General features: G+C 69.3%; 24 protein-coding genes and 3 pseudogenes. 9 read left to right on the top strand and 18 right to left on the bottom strand.

Annotated elements, in window-relative coordinates:
• Positions 1-78 precede the first annotated feature (78 nt).
• The 4 genes from G3I71_RS28580 to G3I71_RS28595 all read right to left on the bottom strand — a co-directional run bounded on the left by G3I71_RS28580 (position 79) and on the right by G3I71_RS28595 (position 4,000).
• Entirely contained in the window at positions 79-456 is a 378-nt protein-coding gene (locus tag G3I71_RS28580; protein ID WP_164318844.1) for a hypothetical protein, read from the bottom strand.
• Positions 449-1,324 carry a cytochrome P450 gene (locus tag G3I71_RS28585; RefSeq protein WP_164318846.1) on the bottom strand — a complete coding sequence of 292 codons (876 nt, stop codon included), beginning with the start codon at positions 1,322-1,324 and terminating at the stop codon, positions 449-451. The genes G3I71_RS28580 and G3I71_RS28585 overlap by 8 nt, the downstream gene beginning before the upstream one ends.
• Positions 1,325-1,355: 31 nt before the next feature.
• Entirely contained in the window at positions 1,356-2,705 is a 1,350-nt protein-coding gene (locus tag G3I71_RS28590) for a cytochrome P450 (RefSeq protein ID WP_164318848.1), read from the bottom strand.
• A gap of 248 nt (positions 2,706-2,953) precedes the next feature.
• A complete protein-coding gene (locus tag G3I71_RS28595; RefSeq protein ID WP_343243105.1) occupies positions 2,954-4,000 on the bottom strand; it encodes a polyprenyl synthetase family protein in 1,047 nt (348 codons plus the stop codon).
• A 301-nt stretch (positions 4,001-4,301) separates the two neighbouring features.
• Between G3I71_RS28595 and G3I71_RS28600 the strand changes: the two genes are divergently transcribed.
• Positions 4,302-5,465 (top strand): glutamate dehydrogenase, encoded by a 1,164-nt coding sequence (locus tag G3I71_RS28600; RefSeq protein WP_164318850.1) that lies wholly within the window; start codon positions 4,302-4,304, stop codon positions 5,463-5,465.
• A 179-nt stretch (positions 5,466-5,644) separates the two neighbouring features.
• The gene (locus G3I71_RS28605; protein ID WP_164318852.1) at positions 5,645-6,166 is read left to right on the top strand and encodes a hypothetical protein; all 522 of its coding nucleotides are present in this window, start codon (positions 5,645-5,647) and stop codon (positions 6,164-6,166) included.
• A 77-nt stretch (positions 6,167-6,243) separates the two neighbouring features.
• Here G3I71_RS28605 and G3I71_RS28610 read toward each other — a convergent pair whose 3' ends face one another.
• The 3 genes from G3I71_RS28610 to G3I71_RS28620 form a co-directional block, all read right to left on the bottom strand.
• Entirely contained in the window at positions 6,244-6,522 is a 279-nt protein-coding gene (locus G3I71_RS28610; protein WP_343243106.1) for a transposase, read from the bottom strand.
• Positions 6,523-6,783: 261 nt separating this feature from the next.
• Entirely contained in the window at positions 6,784-7,386 is a 603-nt protein-coding gene (locus G3I71_RS28615; RefSeq protein WP_164318854.1) for a recombinase family protein, read from the bottom strand.
• A 224-nt stretch (positions 7,387-7,610) separates the two neighbouring features.
• On the bottom strand, positions 7,611-9,053 hold the full coding sequence (locus G3I71_RS28620) for an amidase (protein WP_164318856.1): 1,443 nt from the start codon (positions 9,051-9,053) through the stop codon (positions 7,611-7,613).
• Between the two features lie 90 nt (positions 9,054-9,143).
• On the opposite strand from G3I71_RS28620, the gene G3I71_RS28625 reads away from it, so the two are divergent.
• A complete protein-coding gene (locus G3I71_RS28625; protein WP_203731659.1) occupies positions 9,144-9,779 on the top strand; it encodes a TetR/AcrR family transcriptional regulator in 636 nt (211 codons plus the stop codon).
• Positions 9,780-10,141: 362 nt separating this feature from the next.
• Positions 10,142-10,510 (top strand): annotated as a pseudogene (locus tag G3I71_RS52970) (DUF4158 domain-containing protein); the annotation flags it as partial.
• A 393-nt stretch (positions 10,511-10,903) separates the two neighbouring features.
• Here G3I71_RS52970 and G3I71_RS51390 read toward each other — a convergent pair.
• Positions 10,904-11,515: a hypothetical protein gene (locus tag G3I71_RS51390; RefSeq protein ID WP_239149412.1), complete on the bottom strand. Its 612-nt coding sequence runs from the start codon at positions 11,513-11,515 to the stop codon at positions 10,904-10,906.
• On the opposite strand from G3I71_RS51390, the gene G3I71_RS52340 reads away from it, so the two are divergent.
• A complete protein-coding gene (locus G3I71_RS52340) occupies positions 11,514-12,338 on the top strand; it encodes a Tn3 family transposase (protein WP_275409280.1) in 825 nt (274 codons plus the stop codon). The genes G3I71_RS51390 and G3I71_RS52340 overlap by 2 nt on opposite strands.
• Positions 12,314-13,141: a Tn3 family transposase gene (locus tag G3I71_RS51395; RefSeq protein WP_275409281.1), complete on the top strand. Its 828-nt coding sequence runs from the start codon at positions 12,314-12,316 to the stop codon at positions 13,139-13,141. The genes G3I71_RS52340 and G3I71_RS51395 overlap by 25 nt, the downstream gene beginning before the upstream one ends.
• A gap of 120 nt (positions 13,142-13,261) precedes the next feature.
• On the opposite strand, the gene G3I71_RS28635 is transcribed toward G3I71_RS51395, so the two are convergent.
• Both G3I71_RS28635 and G3I71_RS52345 read right to left on the bottom strand, forming a co-directional pair.
• Positions 13,262-13,609: a DUF6262 family protein gene (locus G3I71_RS28635; protein WP_164318858.1), complete on the bottom strand. Its 348-nt coding sequence runs from the start codon at positions 13,607-13,609 to the stop codon at positions 13,262-13,264.
• Positions 13,599-14,378, bottom strand: a complete 780-nt coding sequence (locus G3I71_RS52345) for a tyrosine-type recombinase/integrase (RefSeq protein ID WP_343243107.1) — start codon at positions 14,376-14,378, stop codon at positions 13,599-13,601. Before G3I71_RS52345 ends, G3I71_RS28635 begins: the two co-directional genes overlap by 11 nt.
• Here G3I71_RS52345 and G3I71_RS28645 point away from each other — a divergent pair.
• Complete coding sequence (locus tag G3I71_RS28645; RefSeq protein ID WP_164318860.1) at positions 14,289-14,813, top strand: NUDIX domain-containing protein; 525 nt, start codon at positions 14,289-14,291, stop codon at positions 14,811-14,813. The genes G3I71_RS52345 and G3I71_RS28645 overlap by 90 nt on opposite strands.
• A 37-nt stretch (positions 14,814-14,850) precedes the next feature.
• Here the strand turns inward: G3I71_RS28645 and G3I71_RS28650 are convergent, their stop codons facing one another.
• Both G3I71_RS28650 and G3I71_RS28655 read right to left on the bottom strand, forming a co-directional pair.
• Positions 14,851-15,312, bottom strand: a complete 462-nt coding sequence (locus G3I71_RS28650) for a hypothetical protein (protein ID WP_164318862.1) — start codon at positions 15,310-15,312, stop codon at positions 14,851-14,853.
• Positions 15,313-15,455: 143 nt separating this feature from the next.
• Positions 15,456-15,803: pseudogene (locus tag G3I71_RS28655) on the bottom strand (transposase); the annotation flags it as partial.
• A gap of 143 nt (positions 15,804-15,946) precedes the next feature.
• Here G3I71_RS28655 and G3I71_RS28660 point away from each other — a divergent pair.
• Positions 15,947-16,246: a hypothetical protein gene (locus G3I71_RS28660; protein WP_239149413.1), complete on the top strand. Its 300-nt coding sequence runs from the start codon at positions 15,947-15,949 to the stop codon at positions 16,244-16,246.
• Between the two features lie 225 nt (positions 16,247-16,471).
• A complete protein-coding gene (locus G3I71_RS28665; protein ID WP_164318864.1) occupies positions 16,472-17,005 on the top strand; it encodes a VOC family protein in 534 nt (177 codons plus the stop codon).
• Between the two features lie 45 nt (positions 17,006-17,050).
• Here G3I71_RS28665 and G3I71_RS28670 read toward each other — a convergent pair.
• The 6 genes and pseudogenes from G3I71_RS28670 to G3I71_RS28695 all read right to left on the bottom strand — a co-directional run.
• Positions 17,051-17,773: pseudogene (locus G3I71_RS28670) on the bottom strand (SUKH-4 family immunity protein); the annotation flags it as partial.
• Positions 17,774-18,048: 275 nt separating this feature from the next.
• Complete coding sequence (locus G3I71_RS28675; protein WP_164318868.1) at positions 18,049-18,210, bottom strand: hypothetical protein; 162 nt, start codon at positions 18,208-18,210, stop codon at positions 18,049-18,051.
• Positions 18,207-20,519, bottom strand: a complete 2,313-nt coding sequence (locus tag G3I71_RS28680; RefSeq protein ID WP_164318870.1) for a molybdopterin cofactor-binding domain-containing protein — start codon at positions 20,517-20,519, stop codon at positions 18,207-18,209. The genes G3I71_RS28675 and G3I71_RS28680 overlap by 4 nt, the downstream gene beginning before the upstream one ends.
• Entirely contained in the window at positions 20,516-22,195 is a 1,680-nt protein-coding gene (locus tag G3I71_RS28685) for a 2Fe-2S iron-sulfur cluster-binding protein (protein WP_164318872.1), read from the bottom strand. The genes G3I71_RS28680 and G3I71_RS28685 overlap by 4 nt, the downstream gene beginning before the upstream one ends.
• Complete coding sequence (locus G3I71_RS28690; protein WP_164318874.1) at positions 22,192-23,085, bottom strand: xanthine dehydrogenase family protein subunit M; 894 nt, start codon at positions 23,083-23,085, stop codon at positions 22,192-22,194. The genes G3I71_RS28685 and G3I71_RS28690 overlap by 4 nt, the downstream gene beginning before the upstream one ends.
• A gap of 245 nt (positions 23,086-23,330) precedes the next feature.
• On the bottom strand, positions 23,331-24,956 hold the full coding sequence (locus G3I71_RS28695) for a beta-N-acetylhexosaminidase (protein ID WP_164319141.1): 1,626 nt from the start codon (positions 24,954-24,956) through the stop codon (positions 23,331-23,333).
• Between the last annotated feature and the right edge of the window lie 5 nt (positions 24,957-24,961).

A 24,961-nucleotide genomic window follows, 5' to 3' on the forward strand; every position in this document is an offset into this window, starting at 1 on the left:
AGCGCCTGACCAGGAAAAACGAAAGGGCGGCACCCCGGAAGGGTGCCGCCCTTTTGGTCCTCCGTCTCAGTTGCCGTCTCAGTCGGGGCGCGGGACGGCATCATCGCCCTGCAATGACCCGCTCACAGCGTCAATCAGGTCGCTGTGCGCACGTCCGAGTGTGTACCTCTGCTGCTCCTCGCGAGCCCGCCACTCGGCCCTGGTTTCGCCGGTCGCCGTCATGATGCCGTCGGCCCACTCCTGAATCCCTTCGTGGTGCTGCTCGATCAACTGCCAGAGCTCACGTGCCGCCTGATGCACCCGAGCGGGTCCGAGGAGAGGGAAATAGGCCCTCCGAATCTCGTTCATGCTCGTGTTATGGGCGCTCCAGACGTCGGTTGACGCCTCGATCTCCAGGTCGAACATGCGCGTGCCATCGGATGCGGCAATGGCGAACCTGTCGTACGCCTCAAGCATGAGGACCGCCGCACGTTTCCTCTCGTCCCGCAACCAGTGGTCGTGTTGAGCACGCTCCTGGGTCCGCGCCTGTTCGATCGTCGCGCGCGCCGTGGTCTCCGCCCCCATACGTGCCCCACGGACCGCAGCCAGTCCGCCCATGGCTGCGCCGCCGAGCGCCCCGAACAGTCCGACACCCGCCGTCGCCAGCGCCACAAGTCCTTCGTCCATAAGGGCAGGATGTCGCGGCCGGAGACACGATCTCGTCGTTGCCGAGGCTGCCCTCCCGGATCAGGCCACTGAGCAGGTCGTCGGCGGGCTCCCGGCGGTGCAGATCGACGAGATCCGCCATGTAGGCGTACATCTCGGCGAAGCTCTGGGCCAGTTCGTCCGGGGTGGACGTGTAGTCGGTCATCCGCTTGCTGTGCCGCTGGAACGTCTCCTGGTCCTCGTGCGGGACTCCGAGCAGTTCGCAGATGACGGGGGACGGAACGGACATCGCGAACGCTTCCACGAGATCCGCCGTGGGACCGTTCGCGGCCATCCTGTCCAGATGCTCGGCGACGATCGCCTCGATGCGAGGACGCAGACGCGCGATGCGGCGCATGGTGAACTCGGGTGTGAGGATCCGACGCAGTCGGCTGTGCTCCGGAGGGTCGTAGCGCATCGTGTAGCCGGCGGTGGGTTCCATGGGGCCGCCGATGAGTACGTCGTTGCTGAACCGGGTGTGGTCGCTCAGCACCGCGCGGACATCGTCGTACCGGGTGACCAGCCAGGCCCGGCAACCGGGCCAGAGGTCCTGCGGGGCGGGGGGCTGGGAACGCAACTGCCCCAGCTCCACCGCGGGGTCGACCCCGTCTCGCCGCTTCTGCGACAGCATGTCACTCATGGTGCGTCCGGACTCCTTCGTGGGGTGGAGTTCAGCTCTGCGCGGATGAGGAGGGCGACAAGGAGAGGGCGCGTCTCGTCGTACGCATCCGCAGGTTCCTCGGCCGGAGCGTGGCGCCGATCCGGGGGCTGCTGCTCGACCCGGCGACGGGCCGGAAGTCCCAGCCGGCCACCATGCCGGCCAGGGCCAGAGTGGTCTCGGTGACGGCGAAGCGGTCCCCGATGCACTTGCGTGCGCCGCTCCCGAAGGGGATGAAGGACTCCCTCGGCACGGTCGAGCCCGCGGTCCAGCGGTCGGGGTCGAACCGTTCGGGCTCGGGAAAGGTCTCCGCGTCGTGGTGGACGAGGTACGGGAAGCAGGCGATGTTCGTTCCGGCGGTGATCGTGTGGTCTCCCAGCCGGGTGTCCTTGGTGGTGAACCGGGACAGGAACCAGGCGGGCGGGTACAGACGGAGGGTCTCGTCGAGGACGGCCCTGGTGAACGGGAGCGCGGGCAGGTCGTCGTACTGGGGGGTGCGTCCCGCGAGGACGTCGTCGACCTCCGCGTGCAGGCGCGCGGCGACGTCCGGGTGCTGCGACAGCAGCGACAGCGCCCAGGACAGGGTGACGGCGGCGGTCTCGATCCCGGCGAAGTAGAACGTCAGGGCGTGGTCGGCCAGTTCCGCGTCGGAGAAGGCGTGGCCGTCGCCCTCCAGGTCGCGTGCGGCCAGCAGCATGGAGAGCAGGTCGTCGTGCTCGGTCTCACTGGTGCGGCGTTCGTTGAGGACGCCCATGATGGTGGCGTGCAGCCGCTCGTCCGCGAGACGGTGCCGGCGATTGCCCGGCAGGGGCAGCCGCTGCGCCCACTGGGGCAGGATCAGCCGTCGGTACATGCTGTCCAGGACGACGTTGATGTCCTGGGCCGCCGGCCCGGTGATCTCCGGGGTCAGCGAGGTGCTGAACATCGTGGCGAGGGTAATCCTGGTGGTGACCGTCTGCATCTCGTGCAGGACGTCGAGAACGCCGCCGTCCTGCCAGCCGCCGACCACCGATTCGATCTGCTCGCTCATCGTCCGCGCGTAGGTCGGTATGCGAGACGGGTGGAAAGCTGGTTGCAGCATGCGCCGCGGACGTCGGTGGCGTTGGTGGGGGCAGGTCGCCAGACCGTCGCCGAGCACGTCCTTGAGCCGGTCTATCAGGGGGCTCGCCTTGTCGAAGGTCCGGTCGTCGACCAGCAACTCGCGGGTGACCGAGGGGCTGCTGATCACGACGGCCCGGAAAGGCCCGACCCGGATCTGCACCAGAGGCCCGTACGAGGCCAGGGACCTCAGGAAGGGGAGGGGGGCACGCAACAGCGGGAAACTGTGCCCGAGGAACGGCAATCCGCCCGGTGCTTCGGGCACGTCCGTAACCGTGTTCATCGTCATCCTTCATGACCGGGGGACAGGATTCTGTCCGTGCCGAGCGGCATCGCGCGGGGCGCATGCCGTATATCTGCCGCATGCCTGGGAGGGGTGCCTGCGACACGTCTACGGGATACCTGGGGGCTGGGGAGTTTCCGGAATATGCCGGGGAGATATCAGGGGGTACTCGGTGGGATTCCTCGCCGTTCCGGCGAGATCCCGGTGTGTTCGGCTCTTTCGGCGCTCCTTCATCGATCCCTGTACGTGACCAGTTCCGCGAGAGCGCGCAGTTTCCGTTCCTCGGCGGGGGCGGCCCCGGCCTCGCGGAGCAGCTCCAGCGCCGTGTTCAGCCGGCGGTCGGCCTCGGCCCGTGCCCAGGCCAGTCCGCCCGCCTCCTCTATCAGGCGCAGAAGGCGTTCTACGTCGCGGTCGCCGAGAGCCCCCTCGCGTCCGTAGACCCGGAAGATCTCCGCCCGCCTGGACGCGTCGGAGGCCATGGCCGCCAGCACAGGCAGCGACTTCTTGCGTCTCAGCAGATCCGCGCCCACTGGCTTACCGGTCCGGCCCGGAACGCCGGTGAGTCCCAGGACGTCGTCGATCAGCTGGAACGCCACGCCCAGCTCCCGGCCGAACCGCCGGTACAGCGCCGCCGTGTCGGGCTCGGCTCCCGCGCTCAGGGCGCCAAGCTGGCAGGCCGCCCCCAGCAGTGCCCCGGTCTTCTCCTCGGCCAGCAGCAGACCCTCCTCCACCGGAATATCGCTCCGCTGTTCGCATTCCAGGTCCCTGACCTGGCCCGCGCACAGTTCCAGCAGCATCTCCGAGAGCACAACCGTCAGGGGGGCACCGCCGACCACGTTCACGGCCAGCGCCAGCAGCGCGTCACCCGCCAGGATCGCGTGGCCGACGCCGTACACCTTCCAGGCTGTGGGGCGGTGTCTGCGGACGAGGTCGCCGTCCATCACGTCGTCGTGCAGCAGCGAGAAGTCGTGGACGAGTTCCACCGCAACGGCTGCGGGCAGGGAGGATGCGACCCCCGCCTCCCCGGAGACGGCCCGGGCGCAGCTCAGTGCGAATGCGGGGCGTATGCCTTTTCCGTGCTGGGCGCAGGGGAGCCCCTCGGTATCCCACCAGCCGATGTGGTAACCCGCGACGAGCCGCAGTTTCGGCTGGAGCCTGTCGACAGTTCTGCGGTACTCCGGATCGACCAGGTCGCGGGTCTGCGCGAGGAGTTGCATCACCTCCCTCTTCGCCAATAAGGAGACACTGGTGTGGGCGGCAGAAATGGTTTCTGACACGTTAATTCTCCTTCCTCTGCACCTCGGGAAAGACTCATGCTAGTTGCCCGTCCGAGCCTTCTTGAAACATTTGTACGCCCTGACTCCGGAAAGAACCACAGATTCGGAGAACGGCCTCGTTTTAAGGCCTCCGTGGGCGAGTTGCCCGTTTGGCGTGATTGATTCTTTGCTTCGAGTTTACCTTTACATGATTGGCGCCTTGAGGGCGTGCGGTAATAATTTTCCGGGGTATTGATTGTTGATTAGGGCGATCTTCCTAAAAATAACGTAAATCCGGGCGTCGTCGAAGAGGAGTCCCACCATGTCCGAGCCCGTCGTGTCCGTGGCCCCGCCTGCCTTACCGCACACCGGACCGGAACCCGAGATCGAAGTGCGCCTGCCGGCGGTGTACCTCCCTATGCCGTGGCGCCGTCATCCGCAGGTGGACCTGCTGGAGCGACGTGGCCTGGCCTTCATGGAACGGCACGGCCTGTGCGGCGGGCCCGGTGGCCGCGAACGGGTCCTGGACACCCGGTCCGCGCTGATCTGCGCGGGCGAGTGCCCGGACGCCGACCCCGAGCGGCTGCAGATGTTCGTGGACTGGACGTACCTGATGTTCGTGTTCGACGACGTCGCCTGTGACGAGGAGGCGCCCGGTGACGCGTTCTCCTTCCTGGATCTGGCCGTACGCGTCATACGCACCCTGGAGAGCCCCGCCGCAGGCCTGCTGCCGCCCGGGCACCCCTTCGCCGGCGCGCTCACCGAACTGGCCGAGCGGCTGCACCACCTCGCCTCACCCACCCAGCGGCGCTCCCTGGTGACCGCTCACCAGTCCTGGTTCCTGGGCGTGGCATGGGAACGTGCCGCCCGCGAGCAGCGCCTCGTGCCCTCCGTCGACGACTACCTCTACGCGCGGCTGCTGTCCGCCGCGGGCGCTCCCAGCCTCGCCTGGTTCCAGATCAGCGAACCGGCCGACATCCCGGACACGCAGATCAACTCACCGGCCGTACACGCCTTGACGGAGATGTCCAGCATGGTCGCCACCATCGACGACGACCTGTACTCCTACGGCAAGGACCTGTGGTTCGCCGCCCGCGTCGACGCCGAGCCGGAACCCCTCCTCAACCTCGTCCACCTCTACCGGACTCGGGACGGGAACACGCTGGAGGACGCCCTGCTGCGGACCGTCGCGCTACGGGACCGCATCCTGGCCCGCTTCGTCGAAGTCCGCGACACGCTCCTGCCCGAGGCCGAGGAGCCACTGCGCCGGTACCTGTCCAACCTGGCCTGTCTGATCAGGGGCAACTATGAGTACGGCCTCCGCGCCGGTCGCTACACCAACCCCGACGGCCGCCACCCGGGCGCCGTACGGGTCACGGGCACGGCCTCCGACACCCCCAGCGCCGCCGGGGCGCCCGCGGACGTCCCCTGGATCGGCTCCTGGTGGGCCCGGCTGCCGGGCCCGGCAGCACCGGCCACCGCCTGACGCCGCCCGCACCCGGCGACTCATCGATGAGAGACCTCATCCCGTTGTGGCGCTGACTCCGTCCTCAGGAGCTGTTGTCTTTCCGGACTAGAGGGCGGCGTTTTCTCTGGACAGGAGTAGGGGCGGTGATTCCGTGGGAGTCGTGACCTGTCTTGTCGTCGCTCCCCTGGAGGTTGCGGATGCCGTCGGTTGTCGGACTGTTGGAACAGCACGAGCTCGCGGCTCGCTGTCGGGTCGACGGGCTGCGTGAGGAGGCCGACCATATCCAGGCCGAGCTGGAGTGGCAGGAGTGGGTGATCGCCCGCAGGCGGGTCGATGCGGTGCTGGCTCCGGACTGCGGCAGCACCGCCGACACGGAGGACGTCGCGGATCCGCGGGCTGCAGGCGGGCCGCCGACGTCCCGGGATGCGGCGAAGCCGAAAGCGCAGGTGCCGGTGTGGCGTGAGGGGCTGGCCTGGGCGGCGCTGTCGGTGGACTACCAGCGCATCCTCACCGCACTCGCGGACCGGGCCCGGCTCCATCAAGGGCCGCTGACCTGCCAGGAGATGGCCGTGTTGTTCGGTCTGGACGCGGTGCCGGCCAAGGTGGAGGCACTGCGGTCGAAGGCGAAACGCCTGGTCGCGCGGGGCTGGCTGGCCGAGCCCACACCGGGACGGTTCATGCTCGCGCAGGGTGTGGCCGGGCCAGGCGTCGGGTCATGAGCAGGGTCATCGACCAGTAGATCATCGCTTCGGCGCTGGTAGTGGCTCAAAGTCGCGGGCCAGGCGGCGGGTGCGCATCAGGTGGGCGATGAGACGCTCGACGATCCACCTATCAGTTTGGGCAGCACCACGAAGCCACGCATGTCGTCACTGCGCTTGACGATCGCGAGGACCAGCGCGAGCGTGGCCAGGCAGTACTCGACGAGGGGGCCGGTGTAGCCGCCGTCGGCCCAGACCAGCTCCAACCGGTGGTGTACGTCGGTGAGCCGGCCGAGCAGCACGTGGGCGGCGGTGCGGTCGCCGACATCCGCGGCGATGACCATCACGCCCAGCAGCAGGCCGAGCGTGTCGACCACGACATGCCGCTTGCGAGCATTATCTTGAGCCCGCCGATCTTGCAGGTTCCTGACCTGGTGTGTTGTGTGGAGGACAGTGTCCTCGACGGTCTCGTCAGCAGGGTCCGATGACGGCGGAAGACTTCTTTCTCGGCGTGTCGTCGAGGCGGCCTGGCAGGTCGGCGGTGCGTCGTTCCCCGAGCGCTAGGGCGAGGGCCTCGCGCAACTCGGGGTGCCGTTAACGAGTGGCGAACCAAGTGACAAGTAACCCACCGGTAGCTTTCAGGGCTTCGCCACAGCGGTCTTCTTCGGCTGGCGGGGCACGGTCTTGGTCTTGTCGAGGTGTCCGTAGACCGTGGAACGGGGCACGTTGAACATGTCGGCGATCTGCTGGACGGTCTTCTCCCGGGCGTCGTAGAGCTGCTGGGCGAGCTCGGCCTGGTCGGCCGTGAGCTTGGGCCGACGCCCGCCTACCCGGCCGCGGGCCCGCGCGGAGGTGAGCCCGTCGTTCGTGTTCGCCACGATCAGCTCTCTCTGGAGCTCCGCGAGCACGCTGAGCATCCCGAACATGGCTCGGCCTTCCATGGTGGAGGTGTCGATGCCCTGCTCGAGGACGTGCAGCCCGATCCCGCGCTCGCGCAGTTCGGCGCCGAGGGTCACCAGGTGCAGCACGGAGCGGGAGAGCCGGTCGAGCCGGGTGACCTTCAACGTGTCGCCCTCGCGCATCAACTGCATGACGAGATCGAGCTTGGGGCGGGAGGCTTTCGCGCCGCTGGCGACGTCGACGTGGATGTTGTCGCGGTCGACGCCGTTGCGGAGAAGTGCGTCGATCTGGTGGTCGGGGTTCTGATCGGCCGTCGAAGTGCGGCAGTAGCCAAGAAGCATTGTCGGAAACTACTCCGCCGACCGTTCACCGACGTTGATTTCCGACGCGAGTTGTCGACAGTGCCCACCTGCGGGTTCCTGATCACGCATATGAGTGTCGACAGACGTTCGTTTGCCGACACTTCGACCGGGGAGGGGCCCGCGAGCGGTGAGGCGCGGATGCTGCCTCCTCCGCGCCGCTCGTCGACCCCTGGCCGTCTCTTTGCCCGCTGTCGTAGCTCCGCCTACCGCGCGGCAGCCGGGACTTCGGGGCGAGGGTCGATCGGCGTGAGCACGCCGAGGCGGTCCTCGATCTCCTGGGCAGCGGCCAGGCACAGGTCTTCCCGGAACGCGCGCCCGATGATCTGTACGCCGGACGGCAGTCCGTCGCTGACTCCGGTCGGCACGGCGACCGCGGGAACGCCCACAAAGCTGGTCACCGTGCACAGGCGCATGCCCTCGGCGACCCGTTCCCGTCCCGCTTCATCGCGTGACTCCAGTCCCGGCTCGACGGGTGGCTCGGTGAACACCGGTCCGAGCAGCAGCGGGAACTCGTCGAGGAACTCCGCCCAGGAGCGGCGGATGCCTAGCCAGGTCCCCATCAGCTTCGTGAGCTCTGCGGCGTTCGCAGGCGGAGTCTTCTCCATGGCCATCTGGATGTAACGGTCTCCGCCTTCGCCGAGCAGTTTCCGCACCGCTGGCCATGTCGGCGCGAATTCGGTCACGGTGATCCGGCCGTATGCCTCGAGTGCCTCGTCCAACCGCGGAACATCCGCCATCTCCCGCACGTCGTACCCAGCGTCGCGCAACGCGTCGGCCGCGGCCGTGACAGCCGCGCGGACCGTGGGATGAACGCCGTGGCCTCCGGGGTCGGCCACGACCGCGACCTTGACCGGTCCGGGCAGCGGTTCGCCGTAGAGGGGCACGGGTACGGCCCGCGGGTCCCGCGGGTCGGTCCCGGCCAGCGCCTCGTATGCCGTCCGCAGGTCGGCGACGGTACGGGCCAGGGGTCCGTCGGTGACCAGCATCTGTGAGGCTGGTCCCGGGTCTTCGGGGCCGAGGACACGGTGGTCGGCGGGGAACCGCCCGGTGGTCGGCTTCAGCCCCGTCACACCGCAGAACGAGGCCGGGATCCGTACTGATCCGCCGGAATCGTTGCCGAGACCGAGCGCGGCCATGCCGGTGGCGACGGCCACTCCGTCACCGCCGCTGCTGCCGCCCGGGGTCCGGCTCCGGTCCCACGGGTTGACGGTGTCGCCGAACAACTCGCTGCGGGTGTGCATCCCGGCCAGGACCAGGGTGGGCATGTTGCTGTGGCCGATCGGTATGGCTCCCGCCGCGCGGAGCCGGGCCACAGGGGGTGCGTCGGCCGGAGCCACCAGGTCGCGGAAGCGTGCCGTTCCGAGCGTGGTCGGCACCCCTTCGACAGCGGTGGACTCCTTCACCGTGAACGGCACGCCGGCCAGCGGCCCGAGTGCTTCGCCCGCTGCTCGCCGCTGGTCCGTGTGTGCCGCGGCCTCGCGGGCTCGCTCGGCCATCAGCTGCGTGACCGCGTTGACCTGCGGGTTGACCTCAGCGACACGTTCAAGGTGGCTGTCGACCAGTTCGAGGGCCGATATCTCTCCGCCTCGGACCGCCTCCGCCTGGGCGGTGGCCGTCATTGCCCACAGGGCGTCCTGCCTGATCATCGTGCTTCCCATCCCCATGCCGAAGTGCTCGTGTCCGAACCCTAGCCCGGAAGCGATACGCTCGTATCGGAATAAGGAGGCCGACCGCGCATGCCCAAACAGGTGGACTACGAAAGCCGACGCCGCCAGATCGCCGAGGCCGTCTGCCTCCTCGCCGACGAACACGGACCGGAGGGAGTGAGCATGCGCGACGTCGCCGCCCGCGCGCAGGTCTCACTGGGCGCCGTTCAGCGCTGCTTCCGCAGCAAGGGGGAGATGCTCCTCTTCGCCGTCGACCACGTCGGCGACCGCATCACCGAACGTGTGAGGGCACGTCTGGCCGCAAGCCCGGCCCAGTCGGCCGCCACCGCCCTGGGCCACGCGACCAGCGAGATCGCCCTGCTCCGCGAAGAACACCGCGCCGAAGCACGGATCTGGCTCGCGTTCGTCGCTCAGGCCGCTGTCAGCGAGCCACTCGCCGGCCCGCTGAGAACCAGCTATGCGGCCCTCCAGAACCTCCTCGTCCGCCTCATCACGGAGGCCGCCGAGAGCGGCTCGGCCGACGAAGGCACTATGCTGCCCGACCCGCAGCACGAGGCTTGCACTCTGCTCGCCCTCGCCGATGGCCTCACCACCCATGTACTCATAGGCCACTTGACCGCAGAGGAGGCCGAGGAAGTCCTGCACGCGCATCTGGTCGGCCTCTGGGAACGCCTCGGCACCACCCGCCCCCGAAAGGCCGTCTGACACTCAGGGCGCTTATCGCCTCGCGCGTGCCGTGTCGGCTGCACCGAATTACCAGGGTCGGGGAGCTGTCACGGGAACCAGGTCGAGCCGCTTGTCCATGGCGAGCCGGAATGTCCCGTACGGGTTGACGTTCGACCAGAACAGCGCGGTCAGGCCGCGCCGGTCTTCGTCTGCACCGGCGACGTGGACGCCGTTCCTGCGGCAAGCCGGTAGCTGTACCAGGTCACTCCGTCTCTCCCGGGCACTTCGCCGATACCCGCGCCAGCCGTACACCAGCGCCCCTACCGTCCAGCCCGAAGGTCGATCACGGGGCTTGTGGAAGGGACCGAGCTGTGGGGCGGGATCTGGGTCTGGACGGGGTGGTGGACCACTTCACCCTGTCCGGCGACGAGGCGGGCTGGTTAAGGAACAAGACCGGCGCCACGAGGCTGGGCTTCGCCGTCCAGCTGAAGTTTCTGACCTGGCGCGGCCGGTTTCCCAAGATGCGTCTGGAGCTGCCGCCCGATGCGGTCGAGCATGTCGCCAAGCAGGTGGGCGTCGCCGCGTCCGAGCTGGGGTTCTATGACTTCACCTCCCGCGTCGCGAAGCGGCACCGCAGCGAGCTGCGGGATCTGACCGGGTGGCACGAGTGCTCGAAGACCGACCTGGTCAAGTTCGTCTCGCACCTGGTGGACGTGATCTGGCACGACGAACGCCGCGAGGAACAGGTGCGGGCCGAGCTGCTGCGGCAGATGCGGGCAGACCTGATCGAGCCGCCGACCGCGGCCCAGATTGCAACGATCATCCGGTCCGCGCTGCACCAGGCCGACGACCGGGCCGTCGTCGAGGTCGCCGCACGCCTCGCGCGGGAAGAAGACTGCCCCCGCCGACTGGACGCGCTGGTCTTCACGGATCCGACCGGCGACAGCGAGCCGGATGACGACACCGCGTCCGTGGACGGCGACGGTGCGGACGAAGACCTGGAGTCGGTGCTCTCCGACATCAAGTCCCATCCGGGCAACGTCAGCCTCAACTCACTGCTGGACGAGATCTCCAAACTCAAGCAGGTCCGCGCCGTCAGCATCCCGGCCAAGGCGTTCACCGGCATCGGCGTCCAGGTCATCAACGCCTGGCGGGCCAGAGCCTCAGCCGCCGCCCCGAGCCACCTGCGCCGCTTCTCCCCCGAGGTGCGGCACGTCCTGCTCGCCGCGCTGCTGTTCCAGCGTCAGCGGGAGATCACCGACACCCTCGTGGAGCTGCTGAACTCCACCGTGCACCGCATCAACGCGCGGGCGGAGAAGAAGGTGACCGAGGCGTTCGTCGCCGAGTTCACCAAGGTCCGCGGCAAGTCCGGACTCCTCGGAAAGATCGCCGCCGCCTCGCTCGGCGCCCCCGACGGCTCGGTCCGCTCCGTGGTCTTCCCGGCGGCCGGCGGAGAGAAGACGCTGAAGGACCTCGTTGCGGAGATGAAGGCGACGAACGCCGAGTTCGCCCGCTCCAAGCGGGAGGTGTTCAAGTCCTCCTACTCCAACCACTACCGCAGCGGGCTGATGAAGCTCCTCGGCGTGCTCGACTTCCGCTCCTCCAACGACCAGCACAAGCCCGTCATGGACGCGTTGAAGCTGATCGAGCGGCACAAGGACTCCTCCACCACCTACCTTCCCCTCGGCGAGACCATCCCGCTCGAAGGCGTCGTACGCAAGGACTGGATGGAGTTCGCGCTCTTCACCCCCCGACAAGGGACCCAAGCGAGTCATGCGCACGGTCTACGAGGCGTGCGTCTTCCAGGCCCTGCGCGACCGGCTGCGCTGCAAGGAGATCTGGGTCGTCGGCGCCGACAAGTGGCGCAACCCCGACGACGACCTCCCGGACGACTTCGAAGTCAGGCGCGCGGAGTACTACGACAAGCTCAACAAGCCGCGCGAGGCGAAGGTCTTCACCGCCCAACTCCAGGCCGAGATGCGCGCCGAGCTCGGCGCGCTGGACACCAAACTGCCGAAGCTGCCGTGGGTCACGATCAGCGGCAAGCACCGCAACGGCGCGATCAAGTTCACCGAGCCCGAGCCGCAGAAAGAGCCGAAGAACCTGCGCAAGCTCAAGAAGGCGATCCGCAAGAAATGGGGCACCGTCGCCCTCATCGACATCCTCAAAGAGGCCGCCCTGCGCACCGGGATGCTCAAGGCCCTCGCCCCGGTCGGCACGCGGGAGGCGATCGACGAGGCGAAGCTCCTGGAACGCCTGCTCCTGATCGCGTACGCCTACGGCACCAACTCAGGGATCAGCTCCGTCGCGTCCGGCGAGCACAAGCACACCGAGGAAGAGCTGCGCTACACGGCCCGCCGCTATCTGACCGCCGTCGGGCTGAAGGCCGCCGGCGTCGAGATAGCGAATGCCACCTTCGCGGCCCGCTCCGAAGCGGTCTGGGGGCAGGGCACCAGCACCGTGGCCTCGGACTCCACGCACTTCAAAGCCTGGGACCGCAACATCTTCACCGAGTGGCACTCCCGTTACGGGGGCCGCGGCGTGCTCGTGTACTGGCCATCGAAAAGGGTTCGATGGCCATTCACAGCCAGCTTCTGAACTGCACCGCCTCGGAGGTCGCCGCCGCGATCGAGGGCATGATGCGGCACACCACCACCATGCAGGCCGAGGGCAACTACGTCGATTCGCACGGCCAGTCGGAAATCGGGTTCGGACTGACCCGGCTCCTGGGCTACGACCTGCTGCCGCGCATCAAGCAGATCAACAAGGTCAAGCTGTACCGGCCCGGCCGCGAGGACGAGGACACCTACGAGCGCCTGGCGGACGCGATGACCCGCCCGATCCGTTGGGACGTCATCGAGAACAACTACGACCAGCTCATCAAGTACGCCACCGCGATCCGGGTCGGCACCGCCTCCACCGAGGCGATCCTGCGGCGCTTCACCCGCACGGCCTCGCACCCCGTCTACCAAGCGATGCTCGAAGTCGGCCGTGCCCAGAAGACCATCTTCGTCGCCCGCTATCTGCGCGACCGCGACCTTCAGCGCGAGATCCAAGAAGGGCTCAACGTCGTCGAGGGCTGGAACGGCGCCAACGACATCATCTTCTTCGGCAAGAGCGGGGAGCTGAGCAGCAACCGCCGTGACCAGCAAGAACTCTCTGTTCTCGCACTCCACCTCTTGCAAACGGCGCTGGTCTTCGTAAACACCTTGATGATCCAAGACATGCTCGCCGATCCGGAGTGGGCAGACCTCCTGACCGACGAGGACAAACGCGCCCTGACCCCGCTGTTCTGGATGCACATCCAGCCCTACGGCGAGGTACGGCTGAATATGGGCCGCCGTCTTCAGCTCGCCCAGCCCGTCCCGCAGGAGCCAGACCCCGAGCCGGCCGCCGCGTAGCCCGAACCCAGAACCTCAGAGGACCCCGGCCGCGGCCGGGGTCCTCTGACATACGCGCATATGGAACGCCTTCGATCCAAAAGCTACTGGCGGGTTACTTGTCACCTGATTCGCCACTCGTTAACGGCACCCCAACTCCCGGTTCTCGGACTCCAGTTGCCGGTTGCGCTCGGTGGCAGCCTCCAAGCGCCGTAGGAGGGAGGCGTCGGAGGCTCGTTGCCGGTCGGGAACCGGCCGGGCCGCGGGGATCGACCGGCGGCGGGCGCGAAGTCGCTCGATCTCGGTTCTCAGGTCCGGCTGGTTGTAGAGCCAGGACCGGGAGACGCCCGCTTCGCGGGCGACGGTCTCGAAGGTGATCGCGGTGCCGGTGTCATCCATCCGCCGCAGGGCGGCGACCGCGCGCCGGCGGGTTGCCGTGGCTCTCCGGCGGGCCGCGGCGACGATCAGGTGGGAGTTGTCAGTCGGCATTTTCAGTCTCCTGGTCGTCTTCCATCTCGCCGATCATGCGGTCGAGGTTGTCGGCGACCTGCTGGTTCATCTCGGTCATGCGGCTGTGACCGCAGCTCCTGGCGTTATCGATCAACGTCAGGGTGCGGGTGCGCTGTTCGCGGAGTTCCGGCAGGAACTCGGGCCCAGTGAGGAAGACTGGGCAGGTCAGGCAAGCATTGGCGTGCGGGCAGGTCTTCTGAACGGGCAACCCGCAGTAGCCGTTGGGCAGGGTCTGGGTGGCGATGCCGTAACGCGTCTTGGCCCACTGGGCCTGGCCGAGCGGCCCGTCGGGATCGAGGATCACGCGTTCGCCCTGGATGTTGACCTTGGTTGCCTGTTCCCAGTGCCGCCGCACCGTCTGGTCGGTGATCTTGGCGTAATGCGAGGTCATCTTGTGTGAATCGTGGTCCAGGAGGACGCGGACGACCTCTTGCGGGACGTCTCGGTTGATGAGTCGGCAGGCGAAGGTGTGCCTTGTGTCCGCAGAGGCCGTGTGCGGATGACCTCGTGTCGCGATTGAGCAGGCCAGGTGTCGAGGCCGCATTCGCGACGCAGATTGTCGGTCGTGTTGCTTTCCACGGGGTTTCCTGTAATGCGGATCACTCGCTGCTGGTGCTCGTGGGGCCGTGTTGTCAGTGGGGGCTGAGATCGTGCCTCCGTGAGCGAACTGGTTGAGCATGTCGATGAGCATGACCGCGTGTTGGGGATAGTCGAGCGAGACGAGGCGGTGCGCGAGAACTGGCCGCATCGCATTGCAACAACGATCTGCCGCGACCGCGAGAGGCGGATCTTGGTGCTGCGACGGGCCGAGACGATGTCCCGGTTCCCGGGCCACTACGACGTGATGGTCGGCGGCGCCGTGAACGTGGGCGAGTCGTATGAGGAGGCGGCAGTCCGCGAGCTGGCTGAAGAGCTCGGCGTTCGCGTGCCGGTGCGCTTCCTGTTCAAGTTCCTCTGCAGGGAAGGGATTGGCCCCATATGGTTCGGGGTGCATGAGGCCCTCTTGTCGTCGGAGTCCCTGGTCCCGGACCCGGGCGAGATCGACTGGTTGGACTGGCTGACGGTTGCCGAACTGCGCGAAGTCGTTGATCAATGGTGCTTCGTTCCGGGAGGGCGGGAAGCTCTGCGCCGATATCTGGAGTCCGGGTCCGCCAGCGGTGCGGGCGAACTGGCAGCCGGGTGATCGGCGATGCGGGTGGCCTCGGTCCAGGGCGGGCATTTCAGCTGCAGGACCCGATCACCGTGGTTCGTGGTGCTGGAAGCCGCCTGACCTGGGTGGTTCCGGCGGAGGCTTCGCGGAGCCGGACGATCTCTTCGTGTTGCGCGGCGAGCCGGGCCAGGGCCTGAGTGCGGAAGTCGGTGAGCTCGTCGATCGTCTCCTCAGACTGGGTCAGCCGATCTTTGAGCTTGGTGATCTCCGCCTTGAGTCGGATGATTTGGGCTTCGCGGGGGTCGGGGATCTCTCCGGCCTGGTGCAGGGCCTGGAGGCGCCGCTCGAACTCGACGCGGAGGTGAGAGTAGGGGCGGGTGCCGTAGAACGCGGTACGGTCGACCGCGGCCTCGCCGGCGAGGGTCTTGATGTCGCACTTTCCGCCGGGCGGGATCTCACCTCGAAGGAGCCGGTCGATGGCGGCCCTGATGCGGTTCTCGTTCTCAGTCCGCTGGGCTGCGGAGATTCTCATGCGGACTCCTCGTCCATGGTGCTGGCGGCGTCGATCTCGTCGACGACGCGGAGGGCCCGGTCGTAGTCGGCGTGGAGTCGGGTGCGTTCGGTCTTGCGTGTGGTGCCGAGCTGACCGAGGAAGATCTCGGTGCGTTCGGCGTGCTCGGCCAGGCGCGCGCGAAACCTGGTCAACACCGTGTGGTCGAAGCCGGTGTCCGTCAGCTCCGCCCCGATCGCGTACTTCCAGTCGATGGCCCGCACCGCCATCGCCGCGGCCTGCCGGTCCGTCAGGTTCTCCGCGAACTGCAGCACCGTGACCAGCGACAGCACCGCGGGCGACATCCCCGGGGCACCGCGCACACCGAAGGCGTCGGCGTACGGCTCGTCGGCGAACACCTCCGCCAGGCGGTCGCGCACCCGGATCGGCAGGCTGCCCTTCGGGAACGCGGAGCGGGCCACGGCCGCAGTCCGCTCCGGCACCGACGGCAGGCCCTTGGGCTGCAGAGACATCGTTCCCACCCCCGCGACCGCTGGACGGGTCGCCTGCCACAGAGGCGATCATGCCGTCAACACGAGGCACCTGTCCCCGAATTGAGCAACGGAGTCTCTGTGAAGGTCAAAGTAGCCAACGCGCAGAGCACTGGAGCCGTGCTGTGACCCGAGCCGTTTACCGCTTCGTTGACCACACGATCCGCCACGCACCCGAGGGCGCGTACACGTTCGAAGCCTTCTGTACCGCCCACGAGTGCGGCGAGGAGTCCGGCCCGCAGGGTGAGCAGGACGACGCCCAGGACTGGGCGCTCAAGCACACGGGACGGACGGGGCACGACCTCTTCCGACGAGTGGCGACCGACCACGCGAGGGTCACACGCGCCGACCAGGAAGGGGGTGAGCGCATCCCTGGCTGTACGGAGCCGGAGCCCCCTGCCGTCGAGACAGACGGCACGGAGTAGCAACACCGCACGACACGCACGAGGTCGGGTGTGGGACATCTGCCGTTCCACACCACCCCGTGTGCACGAGAGAGCCCGGCCACTCATGACGAGTGCCGGGCCTCTCTGCTGGGTTGGCTACGGTCGTGACTTGACCTGACTCGAGTTCGCTGCATTTAGGACAGAAGCAGACCTATACCTCACCTAACGTCGTTGCCCGCAACCAACATCGGCGAGAGGACCCCCATGCCCGAGCAGATCAACACCGCCCCGGAGGGCTACACCACCGTCGCCCCCTGGGTCGTCACCGACGACACCGGAGCCTTCCTCGACTTCGTCACCCACGCGTTCGACGGCGAGGAGCTCGGGCGGGTGCTGACGGAAGACGGCCTGGTCGGGCACGGTGAGATCCGGGTCGGTGACACCGTCGTGTTGGCCTTTGACCGGCATGCGGACTGGCCTGCCATGCCGAGTCTGTTGCGCGTTTTCGTCGACGACTCGGAGAAGGTGTTCTCGCGAGCCGTCGCTGCCGGTGGCCAGGTCATCACCGCTGTGGCGGACGACGCCTTCGGGCAGCGTGGAGGACGTATCAAGGATCCCTTCGGCAACATCTGGTGGGTGGTCAGCTGCGTCGAGGACGTGGCCGAGGACGAGATGTGGAAGCGGCTGCAGGACCCCGTATACGCCGAGGCCATGCGCGTGGCCCAGGAGACACTCGACGCCGAGCTCAGCGGTCGAGGTCGCGGGCGCAGCAGCGCGCCGGTGCGGACAAGCAGCTGACCAACTACCCCGCGTTCAGAGCACCCTGCCCGCCTCCCCGTCGAAGTCGATCGTCTTCGCTCGGTGCATCAGCCACAGGGTGAAGGCGAGGGTCGAGACGTCCGTGTTCAGGAGGTGCAGGGTGGTCTCGGGCTCGTTCCAGGTGAGGATCGTGCCCGTTCTGCCGTCCAGCACCAGGCTGTTGCCCTCAGCCAGGCGGCCCAGGCGGATCAAGTCGCCTGTTCCCTGAGGGAGTTCGGTTGCCGTGTCCTCGTCCGTGCAGTACTCCACGAGGGTCGGCAGCGGTATCTCCGTGTCCAGCTGGAAGAGGGAGCCGTCCTCCGGGAGTCCCGTGCCGCTCAGGAAGCGGCGGGTCGGCTCGTGGGTGAGCGTGGTCGGGAAGTCGACGTCCTCGAAGCGTGCCACCTTGGCGTGACCGAACGTCTGCTCCAGGAGCCGGGCGGGCAGGTCCAGGGCGAGGCCCGACTCCGCGCCGGCAGCGGCGATCCGGGCCAGCGGGCGGATCGAGGCCGCCATCTTCCAGTACGGCAGCACATCACCTCCGCCGCCCGTGCCCTGCGCGAACACCGTCAGCAGGTGCCGGGACGTCTCCGCCGGCGTCCGCGGCCCGAACCGGCCTGCTGAGAATGCCAGTTGGCCTCGTGCGGCCGCCATCTCCTCCGTCGCCGCCGCGAACCGCAGCAGCACCTCCAGAGAGGTGGCCGGCGGGCGCCGGTCCAGCGGGGCGGGGCGGTGGTGCGGGAAGTGCGTCGTGCGCGTCTCTCCCGTCGAGGTCGAGTTCACCACCGTCCGCAGGGCACCGGTGCGCAGTGCGCCGAACCTCGACCGGCCCCTGCCGACCGGCAGGCCCACGCGTGTCAGCGACTCGTCCCTGGTCAGAGTGATCGTCGTGCTCATGGTTTCCCCCGCGCATGGTTGTTCGCAGACCCCCGGCGTGACGTCGAAAACGTCCGCTGCCCGGCAGGCCCTCCCACTGACCAGAACACTACGCGGCACCACTGACAACAGCCTCTGACCTGCGACGGAGCAGAAGCGGACGGCCCTCAGCCGAAGTACACGCCACCCACGACGACCACGACCGCCGCCACCAGGAACAGCAGCACCCACGCCAGCACCTTGCCGGGCGTCGGCCCGGGCTCGTAGCGCTGCGGCTCCTCCGGAGTCGGGTTCGGAGTCGGATCGGGAGTCGGATTCGGAGTCGTCATGACGTCGTCGTCACCACCGCCGCCTGGGGGCGGATCGGCAGGCGGTTCACCGGGCGGCCCGTGGCCGCGCGTACCGCCGAGGCGATGGCCGCCGGTGACGTCACCACCGGTACCGCGCTCGCCGCCTTCGCGCCGAAGGGGGCGACCACGTCCCGTTCCTCGACCAGTTTGACGATGTGGATGTCCGGGGCGTCCAGGGCGGTCGGGAGGGCGTAGCCCGTGAGGTCGGGGTGGCGGATCAGCCCGCGCGCGGAGCGCAGGTTCTCCGTGAGGGCGATGCCGACGCCCTGGGTGACGCCCGCCTCGATACGGGCCACCAGTTGCGCCGGGTTCAGGACACGGCCGACGTCCTGGGCGAGCGCGAGTTCCACCACCCGTACCGAGCCCAGCTCGATGTCGACGTCCACCACCGCGCGGATCGCGCAGAAGGCGAGGCCCACGAAGGCGTCGCCCTGGCCCGCCTCGTCCAGCGGTTCCGTGGGATGGGGGCGGCACTGGGCCGTGGCCCAGAGTTCCTTGCCGTCCAGCGCCTCCGTCACCGTGGTCGACAGGACACCGTCGTACGAGGTGATCTTGCCGTCGGTGATCTGGAGCAGCTCCGTGGACATGCCGAACTTGTGCGCGAGGGGCTGGAGGAGCTGGGTGCGGACCATTTTCGCCGCCCGTTCCACCGCGCCGCCCGACACCCAGGTGTGGCGGCCCCGGGCGCCCGGGCCGGCCGGGGGCTGGTCGGTGTCGACGGGGGCCACGTGGACCTCGTCGATGCCCAGCGTCTCCTGGACGATCTGGCGGGCCAGGGTGGTGAAGCCCTGGCCTGTCTCCACGGCCGCGCACAGGACCGTGGCGATGCCGTCGTGGACCTTGACGGTGGCCGTCGAGACCTCGTCCGCGCCCTCGGCGCCGAGCATGTGGACCATGCCCAGGCCGTAGCCGACACCGCGGCGGACGGCACCCGGTTCGCCCGCGCCCTCGGGGCCGCCCGGGAGCAGCCATTCGTCCTCGGGGGTGTCCTTGGGGAGCGGCGGGAGCGGGAAGTCCCGTACCGCCTGGAGGAGTTCGGCGACCGGGGCCGGGCAGGTGACGGACTGGCCGGTCGGGAGTACGTCTCCCGTGGCCATCGCGTTGCGCAGGCGCAGCTCGGCCGGGTCGACGGCCAGCTTCTTCGCCAGCTTGTCCATCTGGGCCTCGTAGGCCGCGCAGACCTGCATCGCGCCCTCGCCGCGCACATGGCCCGAGGGCGGGTTGTTGGTGCGGACCGCCCAGCCCTCGATGAAGGCGTTGGGGACGACGTACGGGCCGCAGGCGAAGGAGACGGCCGCCGCGAGGGCCTCCCCCGAGGTGTCCGCGTAGGCGCCCGCGTCGAGCAGGATCTGCGCCTCGACCTTCACCAGCTTGCCGTCGGTGTCCGCATGGTGGCGGTAGCGGAGAAGCGTGGGGTGTCTGTGGACGTGGCCCAGGAAGGACTCCTCGCGGGTCGCCGTCAGCTTCACCGGGCAGCCCGTTTTCAGGGCGAGGAGGCCGAGCGGGAGCTGGAAGCCCTGGTCCTCGCGGTCGGCGGTGGCGCCGGGGACTCCGGTGACGACGACCTTGACCCGCTCCGGCTCGAGGCCGTAGCAGGCGGCGGCGGCGTCACGGTCCGCGTGGGGGTCCGTGGAGGCGAGGTACAGCTCCACGCCGCCGTCGGGGCGCGGTACCGCGAGTCCCGCCTCGGCGCCGATGGGGGCGGGGTCCTGGCGGCCGATCCGGTAGAGGCCCTCCACGACGATCTCGCCGACCGCGTCCGGGTCGCCGTGGCGCAGCGGGATGTGCCTGATCAGGTTGCCGTCGGGGTGCAGCGGTTCGGCCTCGAAGGCCTGCTCGGGGTCGGTCACCGGGTCGAGTACCTCGTACTCGACGATGACGGCCGCCGCCGCCATCCGCGCGGTGTCCGGGTGGTCGGCGGCGACGGCGGCGATGGGCTCCCCGTGGTGGCGTACGACCTCGGAGGCGAACATCGGGCGGTCGGCTCTGCCACGGCCGTGCAGTTCGACCCCGGGCACGTCCTCGTGCGTCACGACGGCCCGGACTCCGGGCATCTCACGCGCGTGGGTGGTGTCGATGGAGAGGATGCGCGCGTGCGGGTGCGGTGAGCGCAGTACGGCGGCCCACAGCAGGCCCTCGGCCCACAGGTCGGCCGCGTACGGGAACGTTCCCTCCGTCTTCGCGCGCGCGTCGGCGGCGGGCAGCGACACGCCGAGGCCGTGCGGGAGAGCCTCCGCGTCGGGGGCGGCCTCCGCGGCCGTGGTCGCGGTGGCGGCTTCGTTGCTCACGTCTGGCCTCCGTCCTGGCCGTGAGTCTGGTCATACGCGTGCGAGTCGTGGTTCCGGGCGGGCTCGAAGCCCGGGGCGTCGAACGCGGACGGGTTGACCCCGCCGCTGCCCGGTCCGGCCTGGTGCGGGATGCGTGCCTCGCCGTCCTCCGCCTCGGCGTCGGCGGCGTGCGCCTCGCGTTCGGCGACGACCTCGCGGACCGCCTCCAGGACGCCCCGGTAGCCGGAGCAGCGGCACAGGTTGCCGCACAGGGCCTGGCGCGTCTCCAGATCGGTCGGGGCCGGGTTGCCCTCCAGGAGGTCGTGCACGGTCATCGCCATCCCCGGGATGCAGAAACCGCACTGCACGGCCCCGCACTTGGCGAGCGCCCGCTGTACGTCCGAGGGCTGCCCGTCGCTGGCGAGGCCCTCCACCGTGCGCACCTCGCTGCCTGCGGCGGTGACCGCGGGCACCAGGCAGGAGGCGACGAGCCGTCCGTCCACCTGGACGTTGCAGGCCCCGCACTCACCCTGGGAGCAGCCGTCCTTGGCACCGGCGAGGCCGAGGCGCTCGCGCAGTACGTAGAGCAGCGACTCGCCGATCCAGGCGTCGGGGACGGGCCGGTCGGAGCCGTTGACACGCAGCACGTACGAGGCGAGGGGGTGTTCCTCGCCGGGCAGTCCGGGGGCGTCGTCGGCCGCGTCGGGCTCTGCGGCGGGTTCCTCAGCCGTCCCTGTGGCACCGGATGCCTCGGTGTCCGCGTCCGGCTCGCCCTCCACGGGCTCCTCGGCGGCCTCCGGTGAGGTTTCCGACCCAGGAGCAGGGTCGGACTCCCTGACGGCCTCTGCGGGGCCGTCAGGGCCCTCGTCGGGGCCTGGGGTGATTGCGGCCGGGTCCTGATCCGCGTCGGCGACCGTGCGGCGGGCTTCGGTGACGGTGCGACCGGTGGCGTCGGCCTGGTGACCGACCCCGTCGGCCGTACGACCGGCGCCGCCCGTTTCGTGCGCCGTTTCGGGCACTGTTTCGTGCGCGTACGCAGTCCCCGCGCCGTTCGTCCGGCCGGACTCCGGCTCCGGGGCGGGTCCGGACGCCCAGGGCTGTGCCGGTTCCTCCGTCGCCCAGGGCGCGGACGCGCCGCCGGGGAGCGTGGCGGGCGGCGTGCCTCCCCACTGCTCGACCAGCGCCGACGTAGTGAACTCGCCCGATTCGTCCGGAAGGTCACCACCGGCGACAGGGATCCGCCACTCCCCGGTCACCTCACGGCCCGCGGTTCCGGGACCGGCGGCGTCCGGCGCACCGGTTCCCTGGTCGAAGGCCCACTGTCCCGTGGAGCTCTGGTCGTAGCCGAACCCCTCGTGCCGCGGCGCCTCCCGGGGCACGGCGTTCGGGTCCGGCCACTGGGCGCCCCCGGGGGGCGCGGGCGGCATCCCCCACGCGTCCGGCGCTCCCGGGGAACCGTCCTCGGCGCCCGGCGCTACCGCTATCTGCGGGGGCACGTACCCGTGGCCGGGCGCGGCCAGCGGGCTGTCCACGGAGGCCAGGAACGCGTCGATGCCCCCTTCGGGGAGCTTCACGAAGGCGGTGGCACCGTCGTCGTAGTCACCCTGGGGCAGCGGGTCCCAGCGGCCTCCGCCACGGGGCGCGCCCTCTGCGCGCTGGTCGCCGTACTGGTCGTCGCCGTACTGGTCGTCGGTCACGACAGTGCCCTCCCCAGTGCTCGCCGGGCCAGCGCGGCGACAGTGCGCCGCAGGTGCAGTACGGCGGGCGGAAGCGGTGGTACGGAGCCGTCCTCGGCCGGAGCCGGGTCGGGAATGCAGGCCGCGGCGACGTACTCGCCGAAGGCACCCAGTGCCTCCGGGACGATCGTGCGGTTGTTGTCCCAGTCGATGAGCCGGGCGACCCACTGCTCGGCGTCCAGGGGGCGAAGCGGCATCGGCGCTATGGCGCCGACCGCGCACCTGACTCCGCGCCGGGCGGGGTCGAGAACGAGCGCGACGGACGCCAGGGCGCGCCCGGGACCGGTCCGCCCGGTGGCCTTCAGGAACACCTGGGGCGCGTGCAGCAGGGGCACGCGCACGAAGCCGATAAGTTCACCGGCCCGCAACAATTCAACGCCTGCCAGCAGGTGCGACACCGGGATCTCACGGCGTGCGCCACCGGAGCCCGCGATGATCAGCGTCGCCTCCAGGGCGGCCAGCACGGGCAGCGCGTCCCCCGTGGGGGCGGCCGTGGCGATGTTGCCGCCGAGGGTGCCCGCGTTGCGGATCTGCGGCGGGCCCGCGGCACGCGCGGAGGCGGCCAGGGCCGGGATCAGGGCGGCGAAGTCGGGGCGGCCCATCCGCGCGTGGGTGAGGCCGGCGCCGAGCAGCACGAGGCCGTCCTGGTACTGCCAGCCGCGGATCTCGCTGATCCGGCCGAGGCCGACGAGTGCGGCGGGCCTGAGCTGCCCGGAGTTGACGGTGGCCATGAGGTCGGTGCCGCCCGCCACGGGAACGGCTGCCGGCATGGCTGCGAGCGCCGCGACTGCCTCGTCCAGCGAGGCGGGCAGCGTCACGGCCTGCGCCGCCTGCGGTGCTTGCGTGGTCAAACCGGCTACCCCTTCCCGCTGCCCCACCTGGTCCCACCTGTGTTGCCGTACGGTACGTGCTGACAGGGCGGACGTGGCAACTCTGGCACATTCTCGCGAGACCCGAACGCAGGGGTCCGCTAGGAGGCATTCGCCCACCTCATCAGCGAGATGGTCCGTTTTCGTACGGCATCACCGATCAGTTCCGATTGGAACTGATCGGTGAGCGTTGGGGGCGGTTTCGTCCACGCAGCCTCTGTGGGGCCTCACACGTTCGGGGGCGCCCCATCGATCGGACGTCCGATGACTCCCGGCCGCCGCTGCCACGGATGCGGCCCCGCGGGTGGCCGGTAGCCGACGCCGAGGGCGTCAAGTCGCCCGTAATGGGCGGTCATCCGGCGTTCGAAGTCGGCGAAGTCCCGTTCGGCGGGCGCGGGCAGGGCACTCCAGGCGACCTCGGCGAAGGCGGCCAGCCGTGGGAAGGCCTGGTAGTCCACCCGCCCGGCGTCCTCCATCACCTCGGTCCACAGGTTGGCCTGCGTGCCGAGGACGTGCAGCGCCTCCTCGGGGCCCAACTCCACTGGAACCGGCGAGAAGCGGAAGACATCCTCCAGGTTGCGGACGTACCCGATGGGGACGGGTTCGTCGGCGCCCCCGTGCTGACGATGATCCAGGTACACCTGCTCCTGAGGGCACATGACGACGTCGTGACCCGCGCGCGCTGCCGTGATGCCGCCCGCGTAACCGCGCCAGGAGGAGACGGCGGCGCCCGGTGCGAGGCCGCCCTCCAGGATCTCGTCCCAGCCGATGAGCCGACGCCCGCGCGCGGTGAGCCACTTGTCGAAGTGCCGTACGAACCATGACTGGAGCCCGTCCTCGTCGCCGACCCCGAGTTCCTCGATGCGGGCCTGCGCGGTGGGCGACTCCCGCCACTGCTCCTTCGCGCACTCGTCGCCGCCGATGTGAATGAACTCCCCCGGGAACAGGCCGAGGACTTCCTCGAAGACGCCCTCGTAGAAGCGCAGGGTGTTGTCAGTGGGGGCGAGTACGTTGTGGCTGATCCCCCAGTTGTCCCAGACGGAGAGGGAGGTGGTGTCGATGACGTCCGTGTTGCCGAGTTCCGGATACGCGGCGATGGCGGCCTGCGAGTGCCCCGGTACGTCGATTTCGGGGACCACGCTGATATGCCGCTCGGCGGCGTAGGCGACGATCTCGCGGATGTCGTCCTGGGTGTAGAAGCCCCCGTGCGGCTTCTCCTCCCACAGCGGTGAGGCCCGGTGGCCGAATTTGGTACGGGCCCGCCAGGAACCGACCTCCGTCAGCTTCGGGTACCGCTCGATCTCGACACGCCAGCCCTGGTCGTCCGTCAGATGGAAGTGGAAGACGTTGAGTTTGTGCGCCGCCATCAGGTCCAGGTAGCGCAGGACGCCTTCCTTGGGCATGAAGTGCCGGGCCACGTCGAGCATGAGGCCGCGCCAGCGGAAACGGGGGGTGTCCTCGATGGTGACGTGCGGCACGGCCCAGGTACGGTCGCGGCCGAGCGGGGCCCTTCGGTACGCGTCCGGACCGAGCAGTTGCCGCAGCGTCTGGGCGCCCCAGAAGACACCGGCCGCGCTGCCGCCCTTGATGAGGACGCCGCTCCCGTCGCTGACGAGGCGGTACTCCTCGGGGCCGAGTTCGGGGTCGAGCCGGAGCCCGATGCCGTCGCCGTCGGTGTCGTCGAGTTCCCGCCCCTCGCGCAGCGGCAGGCCGGTGGCCTGCCACAGGACGGTGCGCAGCCAGTGACCGACGCCCTCCGCCCCCGTGCCGGCGTAGAGCTGGGAGTGCGCCGTCAACCGCACCTCGCCGGAAGCCGCGACGACGCTGCGGGGCGCCGGAATCAGTTCGGTCACGTCAG

The sequence above is a fragment of the Streptomyces sp. SID12501 genome, assembly GCF_010550245.1.
Taxonomy (GTDB): domain Bacteria; phylum Actinomycetota; class Actinomycetes; order Streptomycetales; family Streptomycetaceae; genus Streptomyces.